The organism is Pseudomonas sp. DWP3-1-2, assembly GCF_049896285.1.
In the GTDB taxonomy this organism is placed as follows: Bacteria; Pseudomonadota; Gammaproteobacteria; order Pseudomonadales; family Pseudomonadaceae; genus Aquipseudomonas.
The window spans coordinates 129218-142687 of sequence record NZ_JAFCTZ010000007.1 but is presented as its reverse complement, the minus strand read 5'-3'; the positions used below and the strand labels follow the sequence as shown (position 1 = coordinate 142687).

The 13470-nt window shown below is 58.6% G+C and carries 12 protein-coding genes; 5 read left to right on the top strand and 7 right to left on the bottom strand.

What is annotated here, in order from left to right; all coding sequences use genetic code 11:
* The first annotated feature begins 119 nt into the window (after positions 1–119).
* Entirely contained in the window at positions 120–1007 is an 888-nt protein-coding gene (locus ACP7B0_RS16610; protein ID WP_426142523.1) for a LysR family transcriptional regulator, read from the top strand.
* Between the two features lie 181 nt (positions 1008–1188).
* Here ACP7B0_RS16610 and ACP7B0_RS16605 read toward each other — a convergent pair whose 3' ends face one another.
* Both ACP7B0_RS16605 and ACP7B0_RS16600 read right to left on the bottom strand, forming a co-directional pair.
* Positions 1189–2229 carry an alpha/beta hydrolase gene (locus ACP7B0_RS16605; RefSeq protein WP_426142522.1) on the bottom strand — a complete coding sequence of 347 codons (1041 nt, stop codon included), beginning with the start codon at positions 2227–2229 and terminating at the stop codon, positions 1189–1191.
* Positions 2226–3119 (bottom strand): MBL fold metallo-hydrolase, encoded by an 894-nt coding sequence (locus ACP7B0_RS16600; RefSeq protein WP_426142520.1) that lies wholly within the window; start codon positions 3117–3119, stop codon positions 2226–2228. Before ACP7B0_RS16600 ends, ACP7B0_RS16605 begins: the two co-directional genes overlap by 4 nt.
* A gap of 90 nt (positions 3120–3209) precedes the next feature.
* Here ACP7B0_RS16600 and ACP7B0_RS16595 point away from each other — a divergent pair, with 90 nt between their 5' ends.
* A complete protein-coding gene (locus ACP7B0_RS16595) occupies positions 3210–4109 on the top strand; it encodes a LysR family transcriptional regulator (protein WP_426142519.1) in 900 nt (299 codons plus the stop codon).
* A 545-nt stretch (positions 4110–4654) separates the two neighbouring features.
* Here the strand turns inward: ACP7B0_RS16595 and ACP7B0_RS16590 are convergent.
* Together ACP7B0_RS16590 and ACP7B0_RS16585 are read right to left on the bottom strand one after the other, a co-directional pair.
* Complete coding sequence (locus ACP7B0_RS16590) at positions 4655–4831, bottom strand: GNAT family N-acetyltransferase (RefSeq protein WP_426142613.1); 177 nt, start codon at positions 4829–4831, stop codon at positions 4655–4657.
* Positions 4832–5265: 434 nt separating this feature from the next.
* On the bottom strand, positions 5266–5634 hold the full coding sequence (locus ACP7B0_RS16585) for a VOC family protein (RefSeq protein ID WP_426142518.1): 369 nt from the start codon (positions 5632–5634) through the stop codon (positions 5266–5268).
* A 54-nt stretch (positions 5635–5688) separates the two neighbouring features.
* On the opposite strand from ACP7B0_RS16585, the gene ACP7B0_RS16580 reads away from it, so the two are divergent.
* From ACP7B0_RS16580 to arsA, 3 genes are all read left to right on the top strand, one after another.
* Complete coding sequence (locus tag ACP7B0_RS16580; RefSeq protein ID WP_426142517.1) at positions 5689–6135, top strand: MarR family winged helix-turn-helix transcriptional regulator; 447 nt, start codon at positions 5689–5691, stop codon at positions 6133–6135.
* 429 nt (positions 6136–6564) lie between these two features.
* On the top strand, positions 6565–7155 hold the full coding sequence (locus tag ACP7B0_RS16575; RefSeq protein ID WP_426142515.1) for a GNAT family N-acetyltransferase: 591 nt from the start codon (positions 6565–6567) through the stop codon (positions 7153–7155).
* Between the two features lie 243 nt (positions 7156–7398).
* A complete protein-coding gene (arsA, locus tag ACP7B0_RS16570; RefSeq protein ID WP_426142514.1) occupies positions 7399–9165 on the top strand; it encodes an arsenical pump-driving ATPase in 1767 nt (588 codons plus the stop codon).
* Positions 9166–9240: 75 nt separating this feature from the next.
* On the opposite strand, the gene ACP7B0_RS16565 is transcribed toward arsA, so the two are convergent.
* From ACP7B0_RS16565 to ACP7B0_RS16555, 3 genes are all read right to left on the bottom strand, one after another.
* Positions 9241–9792, bottom strand: a complete 552-nt coding sequence (locus ACP7B0_RS16565) for an ankyrin repeat domain-containing protein (protein ID WP_426142513.1) — start codon at positions 9790–9792, stop codon at positions 9241–9243.
* 75 nt (positions 9793–9867) lie between these two features.
* On the bottom strand, positions 9868–11394 hold the full coding sequence (katB, locus tag ACP7B0_RS16560) for a catalase KatB (RefSeq protein ID WP_426142512.1): 1527 nt from the start codon (positions 11392–11394) through the stop codon (positions 9868–9870).
* Positions 11395–11577: 183 nt separating this feature from the next.
* Positions 11578–13470 carry an acyltransferase family protein gene (locus ACP7B0_RS16555; protein ID WP_426142511.1) on the bottom strand — a complete coding sequence of 631 codons (1893 nt, stop codon included), beginning with the start codon at positions 13468–13470 and terminating at the stop codon, positions 11578–11580.

The following is a 13470-nucleotide window of genomic DNA, read 5'->3' as shown; positions in this document are numbered from 1 at the left end:
ACAAAGTATGGTGAGGGGGAAGATTGCGAACAATAGCAATAATTGCTATCAAGCGTTGACCTGTAGTCAACAGACAGGAGACGCCAGCTTTGCAGAGAATCGGCCTTAGCGAGCGGCGCTTGCACTACTTTCTGTCAGTTGCGGAAACCGGTTCGATCCGTGGGGCCGCAGATCGTTTGAATGTCGAGCCATCGGTAGTTAGCCGACAGATCCAACAACTGGAAAGTGAGTTGGGCGTGAAACTCCTCCAGCGTCATGGCAGAGGGGTCATTCCCACGGAGGCCGCAGAGTTTGTGCTCAACCATTGTCGTGAGAGGCGCTCAAGCGAGGCATTGCTACTGACCCATCTCTCCGAATTGAAAGGGCTAGAAAGAGGCGAGATCCACATCGTCGCAGGCGAAGGCTTTCGCGAAGAATTGGTGCGCTGGGTGCTTCAGGACTTTTGCCAGATATACCCCAAGCTAATGGTGACTCTGGAGTTCGCCAACGCCGTTGACACCGTAAGGATGCTGGCAAACGATCAGGCTCACATTGGCCTGGCATACCGTCCGCCCATTGATCCCGCGGTGCGTACGGTCATGTTACGCAAACAGCCAATGTGCGTCATCACCTGGCCTGGCCATCCACTCACCAAGAAGAAGCAGCCGCTGGAGTTGGGTGATGTTTGTCCTTACCCGGTGGGCTTGATGTCCAACGGCTTTGGCTTAAGCAATCTGGTTAAGCTGGCGCAATACCACGATCGCCTTCAATTCGAATCCAATCTGGTCACCAACTCAATCACCACCCTCAAGAGTTATGTAAAAGCCCAACTCGGAGTGACCTTTCTTTCTTCACACGCGGTGGCCAATGAGGTAGCGGAAGGCACACTTGTCGCGCTTAGGACTCGCAGCGAAGTATTCGAAAGTGCTGAGGCGCACCTAATGGTTCGGGCAGGGCGCCAGCTGTCAGTTGCGGCTGAACGGTTGTTGACCATGCTGAGACAGAAGGCCGTTTTTGAGGGATCATAAATTCTTGATCCAGCTGTCCTGACAAACCGATGCATGAGTTTAAAAATGGAAAACCCTAGTCTTCAGCTACATGGCTGATCAAAAGGGTCGAGACATTGCCAGAGCAACGCGACCTGAGGCTCTTGGCCGAAAACCGGATGTTGGACGCAGCTCCGGTTCCTTATCACCAACGCGATTTTAATCAGACGTATCTGGCGTTGCTATTCATGTGGGGCGAGCTAATTGACGCCTCAGCCACCGCAGAGTCGGTACCGTCGAGCCTATCCGCACGCTCGTCAAGGAACGCCTGGACCGCGCCGAAAATCTGCCAGCGGTTCTTCTCCATGAATGCCGAGTGAGTGCCTTCGCCGATCTCTACCCAGCGCCGATAAGGCGCGCCGGTGAGCAGGGCGAATACCGCACGGGACAACTCCAGCGGGCAGTCCTGATCCCAGTCAGCGTGCACGATCAGCACCGGTACTCTGATCTGAGACGGCTCGTACAGCGGCTTGCCTGCAGACCAGAAATCGCGACTGTCCTGCACGGTGCCGTTGGGTGCCTTGATGCAGGCGTCGGGGGCGGTGCCGAAAGTTGCGTCGGCCCATGCGTCGAACCACGCCGGAGGCAGCAGCTTATCGCGTGCGTCCTCGGGCACGCCGTTCAGCCAACGTTTTTTTGCCACCGCGCGTTTGACTACCCGATAGGCACCGAGTGCGCCGCCTGCGTCGGATGCGCTGGGGGTCTCGCGGGTCCACTGCGGAGCCACCAGCACGAGTTTATGCACCGCGTCGTTATGGCTTGCGGTGTAGCTGCCCATGAGCGCTGCGCCCCATGACCAGCCAATCAAGTTGATCGCTGCCCCGGCGACGCGCTCGCGCACAAAAGCCACGGCGCTGGCTACGTCGTTGACGGCTACCGGCGTACGCACCACGGGCGGGTTCTGCTCAGGAGGCTGGGCCATTTCCGGTGGCTGGGTGGAGCGCCCATAACCGCGCACATCGACCAGCCAGGTGTTGTAGCCGGCGAGTGCCAGTTGGTCCATCCACGATATGCCTTCGAGCTCTAGGTCGAACGAGGCCGAGGCGGGGTAGGTGGATCCGGCGACAAACAGCAGCGTGCGCTCGCCGCTGAATTCAGGGATATCGGCGCGGCGTTTGTTGCGCATATACAACTCGATGCCCGCGGTGTTGCTCGGGATCCTGAATTCGTTCTGCGCTATTGCGTACGGGATCGTGCTGCTCATGCTTGTTCCTCGTGTTGAATAAACTGCCAGTCAAAACGATCTCCGGTGCGCGTCACCCGGCCGGCTGAGGTGTTGGCGAAATGTGCGGTGAACACGGTGCTACGGTGCTCGGCGGCATATTCCAGTAGCCATCGGCGCGAGGCGGCGGCCTGTTGCGGGGCGGCGCAGAAGCAGCTGTTCCACTCCGGTTTGAACACTTGCAACGGCTGGTGCATCGTGTCGCCGCTGAACAGGGCGCCTCCGCTGCTGCGCCCGTTATTAAGCAGTTCGAAGGTGATGTGCCCTGGGCTGTGGCCGGAGGTGGAATGAATCAGCAAGGCATCGGCGATCGCCTCGGTACCTTCAACCACCAGCGCCTGGCCGTGTTCAATTACCGGCAGCACACTGTCTTCGAACACGTTGGCGTTGAAGCCGTCCTGACCGATCTGGCTCAGCCAGTAGTCATATTCGGCACGCGAAAAAACATACTTTGCATTCGGGAAGGTCGGCACCCACCGGCCATTTACCAAGTGGGTGTTCCAGCCGCAATGGTCGGCGTGCAGGTGCGTGCACATCACGTAGTCGACGCTTTCCGGCGTGATCCCGGCCTGCGCCAGCCTGGCCAGGAAGGGCAGGTTGAGTTGATGGAAGCGCGACAACGAGCGGGTCTTGTGATTGCCCACGCAGGTGTCAATCAGGATCGTATAATGGCGCGTGCGGACCACCCAGGTATGAATGCTCGAAATGAAACGCTGTGAAACTACATCGAAGCAGTCGGGGATCATCAGCGCGCGGTGCGCTTCGAGCACGCCCGGGTCCCAGTCGGGATAGAGCAATTCGGGCGTGTAGCCTAGACCCCGCTGCTCGATTACCTGGGTGATCGTACTGTCGCGCAAGTGGAAAACTGACATGTGAAACTCCGGGAAAACGCAAGGTCAGCATGATGTGGCAGTGGGCCAAGCCGTGTGAAATCGAACGTCAATATACGAGGGATAAGCTGCATGAATCTGTCCGGGCACAACCTTGCGCTGCTGGTTTCGCTGAATGCGATGCTCGAGGAGTGCAACATCACCCGTGCAGCGAATCGGTTGCATTTGAGCCAGCCGGCGTTGTCGGCGCAGCTCTCCAGGTTGCGCGAGTTGTTTAATGACCCACTGTTGATCCCGGCGCAATCGGGCCGAGGCATGGTGCTGACGCCGCTGTCCGAGCATTTGCGCGAACCTTTGCGGCGTGCCCTGCAGGTGCTTGAAGACACTGTCAGCCGACCACCGGTTTTTGACCCGGTGTCGGCGGACTGCACGTTCACCCTAGGTTCGAATGACAACGCCGCAGCAATAGTCGCCCCACGGCTTGTGCAACTGACGCGCAATGCCGGTTTCAACGGTATTCGATTTGTCTTTCGCACCCTGGATTTCAGCTTGCTGCGCGGCCAGTTGGAAAGCGGTGAAATCGACCTTGCGCTGACCTCGCGCGATGCCGTGCCGGGTGCATCCCAGATACTGCTGCTGGAGGAGACTTTTAGCATGGCCCAGCGCATGGACCACCCGCGTGGCGTCGGGCCCGTCACGCTGGATGAGTATGTGGCACTAGAGCACGTGATCGTGTCCGGGCGGGGCGGTGGTTTTAGCAGCAGTATCGATGAACTGCTGACCCAACGCAGCCTGACGCGAAAGGTCGGTGTGTCGGTGCAGTCTTACAGTCTGGTGCCGCTGATCTTGCAGAACAGTGAGCTGGTGTGCACGTTGCCGGCGCGCTTTTTGAACCGTTACAAAAATGTACTCGACGCCTACGCGCTGCCGTTCGAGACAGACAGCTTCAGTCTGTATGCCACCTGGCACGCACGCTTTGACAGAGACTCCAGCCACCTCTGGCTGCGCAAGCAATTACGCGCTTGCCTGTGATGCGTAATTGCATGGACTTGACCCCTCATTTGCATGCGACTTGAACACTTGTTTGCATAGGACATTGACCAGCAATGTATTGGAACGTCGACTTAGGTTCCGGTAATGACTTTTTCGCGCAGTTTGGATCACATGACCCCCTATCGACTGCTTACATTCGCTGTGCGGTTGTTGTCGCAGGTCGACACGATGTTCAGGAAGATCCATCGGATAGAAATAGTCATGAACAGCCCAGCGTCGAAACTGCCATGTTCAGAGGGACTGAACTTGTTTTCAGCGCGAGCGGATACAGCCCTTTTCAGCAATTTGTCGAAGAACTATGGTTCTGGCAACAGTGGTGGTTGCGTAGGGTGGTCGCGATCCAGTGCCGCCGGCCCGAATGAGTGACCAAGCATTCGCTATGTGCCGTTCGGTACAGTTTAGTTTAGACCGTGTTGACGGGGATGCGCCGGATCTGAGAGCCGGTCTTGTTCTGTTCAAAGCCTGCGCTCAAAATAGAAACTGTGCACGGCCGGTCGGTGCGAGCCTGTGAGCAGCACCACCGTTTAGCAGTTCGCGGCACATGCGAGTTCCACAGCTTTAGTCAGGATGGCCTTGCCATGTCCCGCATTGCGCTGGCCTGGATGAGTTATCACGTTCTCGATCAGAGCATTAGGCATGCCCGCGCGGGTAGGGTTGGGGATGATCACTAGCGTGCAGGTAGCGATTAGTTGCTGGCCCAGCCAACCGGCGAGAATCTAACTGCCAAGGCGATCGGCTGGAGAACGCGTTTCGCACCGGGCCGCTCAGTTGCCCTATGGCTGCTGCCCGACAGCCTGCGTTTGTAACTGGCCGTTTTCGGTCGATTCTGTTGAAAAAGTCAGTTCTTTCAGACTGCCGGCATACTGACCGCTGAAGACGCCTTTCTTGCGCACTGCTACGCGAAATCTGAGCCCGGAACCTTCTGCCCAAAAGTGAAGAACTCAATCTCAAACGCGTACTTTTTTGCCGTAGAAACCATGGCCGACTGTTTTCAGCAGAATCGGCCAAAAGCGGTCAGTCACGAGTGTTTGCTCTGCTGCTCGGCCGATGCAAATAGCAGCGCAGCGGAGCATTCACTGATGCACACGCGATTACCCCAATGGGCAGACTATCAACTCGTAGAGCATGAATGGAGTCAGCTCCGCGCCGTATGAAAAGTGATCACATAGCCATCAGGATCACTGGTAGCAAAGAAACGGCCGAAAGGTCCATCGGCGAGCGGGCTGAGCATCACGCCGCCTCGCTGAATAATGAGGGTGTGCAGTGCATCAGCGTCGGGACACGCGACCCATAGCACCATGCCTACACCGAGCGGCCCCACTTCCGGAAGTGCATGCAGTGGCTCTCGCAGCGCCAACGGAATTGGCTCGGTCTGAAAAATGGTTGCTCCGGGTGGACAGTGCGCCGAAACCTCGAAACCAAAAACCTCCATGTAAAACTTGCGGGATGCGGCGAGGTTACGCACTTGCAAGGCGATGAAGTCCGGCCCGAGTGGAGTTGTCATATTAGCTCCGATCAATCAATATAAGGGACCTGACAATATTATAAGGACCCTGACATGTCAACGCCGAAGCTCGCACCTCGAAGCGGAGTCGACTGGATTGGCTACAACCTGAAAATCGCACAACATCGACTGAGGCAGCGTCTGGATGCCGAGCTCGCGCAGATCGGCATAACGGCGCCTCAGAACGCAGTCCTACTTGCTGTTGCTGGCAATCCGCAAATCTCGAATGCCGAGTTGGCTCGTGCGGCCTTCGTGACGCCACAGACCATGCAGGGGATTCTCGTCAATCTCGAACGTGGAGGACTGATTGTGCGTAGCCCGCACCCGAAGCATGGACGCGTCATCATGACCGATCTGACGAAAGCCGGTCAGAAGGCCGCCACCGATGGAGCGAAAGCTGCTGACGCAGTGGAACGGCAGATGCTCTCCATGCTGTCAGCAGAAGAGGCCAGGCTTCTAGGCGAGTTGCTTAAACGTTGTGCCGCTGCGTTGGACGATTAATCGTCCAACGTCTGATAGCAGGGAACTTGCCATCGTTGAATGTCTACTTGGGCCGATTCTGTTGAAAAAGTCGGTTCTTCCAGACGGGTCGACGTTACTTCCGTCGTCCCCCTGACTCCATCGGATCGTCGTTGTGACAACCTTTATTCACTGGAATCGTCCGTCATATTTTGAAACGGCTGGTCGTGTGACAGCCTTTTTTTCTCTCTGGATGACCTCTTGCTGGGGACCTCCAAAGTCAAGGGGGCGTGTGACACACTTTATTATCTGGACACAATTGCTGTTGTGCAGGAATAAAAACTGTTGAGAGAGAGGAGTGGTAGTTCCCCTCTCCGAGTTAGATTTGCTCAGGTAACAGCTCCACTCTATACAGATGCTACTCATCTGAGTCGTTGCCACTGGGCATGAGCCCCCTGATTGAGTCATCGCGTGAACCAAAATTTGGACACAACAAGTTCGGCTTTCCCGATTTTTCATCTGGATAACTACGACCTGCGGAAAATCCAGGCCAAAGACATTCACACTATTTTCGCAGGCCTCTCCCATCCCGATGTTATCGCCCACTACGGTGTCTCCTATCAGAGCCTTGAAGCGACGCAAGAGCAGATGCATTGGTACGAGCAGCTCCTGCTCGAACGCAAGGGCATCTGGTGGGGTATTGCCCGACGTGACAATGATGAACTGGTCGGGGCGTGTGGATTAAACGACTGGCGACCTGACGATCATAGAATCGATCTGGGTTACTGGCTTCTGCCAGACTACTGGCGGCGCGGAATCATGCAGCGGGGACTGCCGCACATTCTTCGGTACGCCTTTGTGCACATGAACATTCATCGGGTGCATGCGGATGTTGAGCCCGAAAATCTTGCGAGCTTCCAGCTGCTTCGCAAACTCGGATTTGTTCATGAGGGAACGCTGCGGGACGTCGAGTACAAGGGTGGACGGTATCTCAGCCTCCATCAGTTGAGCCTCATTAAAACCGATCCAGGCGTCGTAGCCCTGGTCCAAGGGGCCATTTAGTGGCCAACTGACCCCGGGCAGGACGTTAAGTTTTTTCTCGGACTGACCTGGTGCCAGTCCGCTATTGAACCGGTGTGTCTGAACCCGGTTGCAGTGATGCCCGCGGTCGGTATCCACGCCGCCGCGTTATCCCAGCCGATCCGAACTGGCCCGATGGCTGGGCGTGACCGAGTCTGCCGAAGTCAAACCACAAAGCACATGCTGCTCCGGTGGCCGCTGCTGCTGAGCTCAGGAGAGCCCTCCATGCAATTTCTCGATCAAGCGCCACGTTTTCTGTTCTTCACGGGCAAGGGCGGTGTGGGCAAAACCTCTATTGCCTGCGCCACCGCCGTGCGTCTCGCCGCCGAGGGCAAGTCCGTGCTGTTGGTGAGCACCGATCCGGCCTCCAATGTCGGCCAGGTATTCGGCATCAGCATCGGCAATCGAATCACCCGGATTCCTGCGGTGGCGAATTTGTCGGCACTGGAAATCGACCCGCAGGCGGCCGCTCAGTTGTATCGCGACCGCATTGTCGGCCCGGTGCGTGGCGTGCTGCCCGAGGCGGTGGTGAAGGGCATTGAGGAGCAGCTTTCGGGTGCCTGCACCACGGAAATCGCTGCGTTCGATGAGTTCACCGCGTTGCTGATCGATTCGGCGCTGACCCAGGACTATCAGCACATCATTTTCGACACCGCGCCCACCGGGCACACGATTCGCCTGCTGCAACTGCCCGGCGCGTGGAGTGGCTTTCTGGAAGACGGCAAGGGCGATGCCTCCTGCCTTGGCCCGCTGGCCGGCCTGGAAAAGCAGCGCAGCCAGTATCAGGCTGCGGTGGATGCCTTGGCTGATCCGCTGCGTACCCGTCTGGTACTGGTTGCCCGCGCACAGGCATCGACCCTGCGTGAAGCCGCGCGTACCCATGGGGAATTGGCCGCGATTGGCTTGCGTCAGCAGTACCTGGTGATCAATGGCGTGCTACCCGCCGCCGAAGCGGCAGGGGACGAACTGGCCGCGGCGATTTTCGCTCGCGAACAGGCCGCCGTAGCGGCGATTCCTGCCGAACTGATGGCGCTGCCCCGCGACCAGATCCCGCTCAAGGCATTCAATCTGGTGGGGCTCGACGCGTTGCAGCACCTGCTCGACAGCGACGAACCGCAGATCGCCGCTGTCCCTCTGGAATCACCCCCAGCGCTGGATGCGCCCACGCTCGCGGCGATGGTGGATGAAATTGCCGCCAATGGTCATGGCCTGATCATGGTGATGGGCAAGGGCGGCGTGGGTAAAACCACGTTGGCCGCAGCTGTGGCGGTCGAGCTTGCGCAGCGAGGGCTGCCGGTGCACCTCACCACTTCGGATCCGGCGGCGCACCTGAGCGAAACCCTGAGTGAGGCCCTGGACAACCTGCGGGTCAGTCGCATCGATCCCCACGCCGAAACCGAGCGCTACCGTCAGCAGGTGCTGCAGAGCAAAGGTGCCAAGCTCGACGCTCAGGGCCGGGCCATGCTCGAAGAGGATCTACGCTCGCCCTGCACCGAAGAGATCGCCGTATTCCAGGCCTTCTCGCGGATCATTCGCGAAGGCGGCAAGCAGTTCGTGGTGATGGATACCGCGCCGACGGGCCATACCCTGCTGTTGCTCGATGCAACCGGCGCCTATCACCGGGATATCGCCCGGCAGATGGGCGACAAAGGTGTGCATTTCACCACGCCGATGATGCAGTTGCAGGACCCCAGACAGACCAAGGTGCTGCTGGTGACCCTGGCCGAAACCACACCGGTGCTGGAGGCGGCCGGTCTGCAGGATGATCTGCGCCGCGCCGGTATCGAACCCTGGGCCTGGGTCATCAACAACAGCATCGCGGCAGCCAGCACTCATTCCCCGCTGTTGCTGCAACGCGCCGCCAACGAGCGCCGCGAGATTGCCGCCGTCGCCACTGTGCACGCCCGTCGTTACGCGTTGGTGCCGCTGCTTAAGCATGAACCGGTGGGCATCCAGAACCTGCGGGCGCTGGCGCACAGAGAAGAGGTGTGAGGATGAGTGCCGCCCAGCCGGTTGGCATTTTCGAGCGCTACCTGTCGGTTTGGGTAGCACCCTGTATCGCGTGGATCACCGCGAAGGTTGCAATGGCTGAAACTCGCCGCGCTCCAGGGACTGGACCTGATTGCCCATGGCATCCGTGGCGTTCAGGTCTGCGCCTTTAGCGGCGAGGGCGTCGAGCACGTCTTTGCGGTGAAACAACGCTGCGTACATCGCGGCGGTTTGCCCGGCATTGTTACGCTGGTCCGGCGCGCAATCGGCGGCCACCAGTTGGTTAGCGATGCTCAGTTCGCCCTTGAAGATCGCGCCCATCAGGGCGGTGTTGCCTCTGAGGTCTTTGGCGCAGGGGTCGGCACCGGCATTGAGCAGTTGGGTCACAGCGCCTTGCTGGCCGTGATACGCCGCCAGAATCAGGGCTGTATAACCTTTGTCATCCTGAACGTTCAGGTCGAATCCGGCGTTGATGAATTCGGTCAACATGTCTTGGCGACCGTCTCGTGCCGCCTCAAAAAATAGAGCCCGCAACTGCCCTTGCGTATCGGCTGAAGGGTCGGCGGGCGGGTTGGCGTAAGCGACGCTGCTGGCGATGCAGAGCAGGGCGACACACATGAACTGGCGCATCTGGAATTCCTCTGGCACAACGGCCCGCGCCGGTCGCAGCACGGATGGCTGGAGCGGGCGGGCCGAGGTGGATGGTCAGTCCTTCAGTGCAGCGGCGAGCTGCTTGACCTTGGCCAGGTCACCTTTGGCGACCCGGGTGACGCCTTCGCCGTAGGCAGGGTCAGCCTTGTACAGGAACGACAGCATGATGTTCTTGCTCTCGTCGTCAGTGGTGGCCAGCGACTCGCCAAAACTCTGGATCAAGTCCTTCTGGTCTTTCTCGCTGTACGAGCGATACAGATCACCCGCCTGTTTGAAGTTCTGCTCACGCTGGGTCTTGGCCTGCTGGGTCGTACCAGACAACGGCAACTGGCTGTAACGCGCCTCTTCAACAGCCGGACGCGGGTTGAGGCGGCTTGGCTCGTAGTTCACGCCCGTCGTGGTATGACCGGTGTTCAGCGCGCCATCCTGGTTGCCGTTGTTAACCTTAACGCGCGGGGCGTTGATCGGCAGGCTCAGGACGTTGGTGCCAACGCGATACAGCTGGGTGTCGGCGTAGGAGAACACGCGACCTTGCAGCAGGCGGTCTTCAGACGGCTCGATGCCCGGTACGACGTTGGCCGGGGCCATGGCGACCTGTTCCGTTTCCTGGAAGAAGTTATCCACATTCTTGTTCAACACCATCTGCCCGATCTTGCGCTCGGGAATGCCCGGCCAGATTTTCGTGGCGTCCAGCGGGTCGAATTCGAACTTGGCCAGGTCAGCCGGTTTGACCACCTGCACGTATAGATCCCATTTTGGGAAGTCGCCCTTGTTGATGGCGGCCACCAGATCGTTGGTCAGGTGGCTGTAGTCTTTGGACTGGACTTCTGCGACCTGTTTCGGATCAAGGTTCTTCAAGCCTTGCAGGCTTTTCCAGTGGAACTTCACATAGCTGACTTCACCCTTGGCGTTCACCAGCTTGTAGGCGTGTACGCCGTTGCCATCCATGGTGCGATAGCTGGCCGGGGTGCCTTCGTTGGAGTACAGCAGCGTGAGGGTGCGGGTCGCTTCCGGGACGTGGGAGAAGAAATCGAAGCGGCGTGAGTCGTCATCCAGATTGGTGCGTGGGTCGGGTTTGAACGCATGCACCATGTCCGGGAACTTGATGGCGTCGCGGATGAAGAAGGTGGGGAAGTTGTTGCCCACCAGATCCCAGTTGCCATCAGCCGTGTAGAACTTGGTGGCGAAACCCCGTGGGTCGCGCAGGGTTTCCGGCGAGTGATTGCCGTGAACGACGGCAGAAAACCTCACGAACACAGGCGTATGTTCGCCTGCCTGAAATACTTTGGCCTTGCTCAGATCCGACGCATCGCCGGAGGCCACGAATTCACCATGCACACCGGTGCCCCGTGCGTGCACAACGCGCTCGGGGATGCGTTCGCGATCAAAGCGCTGGAGTTTCTGCAGCAACTGCACGTCTTGCAGCAACACCGGGCCGGTCGGGCCTGCGGTCTGGGAGTTCTGGTTGTCGCCAACGGCAGCGCCGTTGTCGCGGGTCAGGGTGTCGGCGAAGACGGGCGAGCTGGCGATCAGGCTCGCTCCAATCACGCTTGCGGTCAGTCGGGCGTAGGGTGAGAACATTTCGTCTCTCTCTGTTTTAGTTTTATGAGATCGGAAGACTAATAAGTGAGGCGGCGATTACTTGAATCAATTGTCACTATTATCTCGATAGCTTTCTCGTTTTGAACTTTTGCGCGTCCCCGGCTTGAACGAAAAAAGCCCGCGATGGCGGGGCCATGCGGGCTGGGGTGGGTATCAGATCAGCTAGTTTTTGCTGATGGTGCTCAGTTCGGGCATCACAAAGTTCTTCACGATATACAGCGAGCCTTTTTCGCTCAGGTGCCCGGAATCGATTTGCAGCAGGGAGTTGTCCTGCAACCGGACCAGACAGGAATTGGCCACACACAGCCGGTCAATCAGTGAGACGTAATCCACCGCCCGGGGATCAATCTGGCTGCGGATCGCTTTGTCGGCGGCCATGACGCTTTGATCCAGCGCGTTGTCGGTAATGTGCGATTGATTCAGGCCCCAATGCCGGTTGGCGATCACGCTGGGCAGTGACGGATTCCACTGGGGCAGGGGGCCCAACAACACGATGTGTTTGACGCCATAGCTTTTGAGCCGTGCGGCGATGTCACCCCAGTGGGTTTTGTCGTGTTTGTCCTTTTGCGCGATGACCACCACGTCCGGGCGCAGCGTCTGAATGCTTTCAAGCGCCTTTTGATTGGAGTAGTTGCAAGTGATGCGGGTCGATGTGGCGCGGCCGTTGTCCGGGGTCAGGCTGGGCCGACAGCTGGCCGAAGCCACTTGATAGAACGGCGTGCCTGCCGGTAACGACGTCCTCAGGCCCAAGGAAAGCGCCTGGGCGTGGGAGTCGCCCCACAAAAACACACCGCCTTCGCCTTGCTTGTGGGTACAGGATTCATCAATGCCCGACAAACCACGCTGGGTGAATGCCGAAAAGGCATCGCACTTGAGCCAATACAGCTCGTACAGGTTCTTCTGACGGTCGGCATAGTCCTGAACGAAGCGCGCTTTGTCCGAGACGCTCACGGTCCGCAGTGGCGAAATCGCCCCTTCTGTGGCGCTCACGGCGGTGGCGGCGGCGAAGACCATGGTGATCAACCCGCTGACGGTCGCGAATTTCCAGCGGCGTTTGGGTGTGACGGCCTTTGGCGATTTTTCGATCCATTGATAGGACGCCAGGCCCAGCGCGAAGGCGCAGGCGATGCCGACGAGGGCATGGAGTGTGTCGCCCAGGAGCCCGGCGTAACTCATGAAGACCACGACTGGCCAATGCCACAGGTATAGCGAGTAGGAAAGCTTCCCGGTCCATTGTGAGAACGGGTTGCTGGTCATGAATGAATCCTGGCGCGCGGCGACGATCACCGCCAGGGTTCCCAGGACTGGCAGTAACGAGAGGTAACCGGGCCAGACGTCTTTATCGGTCAGCAGCACAAAGCTGGCGAGCATCAGGCTCAGGCCCGTGGTCTCCAGCAGACGCTGATGCAGGGCTCGCAGCGTGATGGGGAACACGCAAGCGACGCCACCCACCAACAATTCCCAGGCCCGGGTTGGCAGCAGGTAGAACGACGGTTCCGGCCACAGGAACGATGCAAACACGCAGAAGCCGAAACCGGACAGGCATGCGGCCAGGATCCACCAGCGCAGATTTCGCTGGGCGATGAATCGACTCAACGCCAATAGCGCCAGGGGATAGATCATGTAGAACTGCCATTCCACCGACAGTGACCAGGTGTGCAGCAGCCATTTTTCGTGAGCACCCGCCGTGAAGTATCCGGCCTCGGACCAATAGACGAAGTTGGACACAAACCCCAGGCTGCCAGCGATGTGCTTGCCCAGCTCGCTGTATTCCAGCGGCAGCAAATAAAACCAGCCCGCCAGTAGCAGGATAAAGCACAGCGCGGCCAGCGCCGGGATGATCCGTCTGGCCCGGGATCTATAGAACCCGATCAGGCTGAAATCACCCTTTTGCAGGCTGCGCATGATAATCCCGGTGATCAGGTAACCGGAGATCACGAAGAATATATCGACACCCGCAAACCCGCCGGGCAACCACGCAGGATTGAAGTGGAACAGCAGCACCGCGATGACCGCAATGGCGCGTAGTCCGTTGATGTCTTTTCTGAAGTCCAT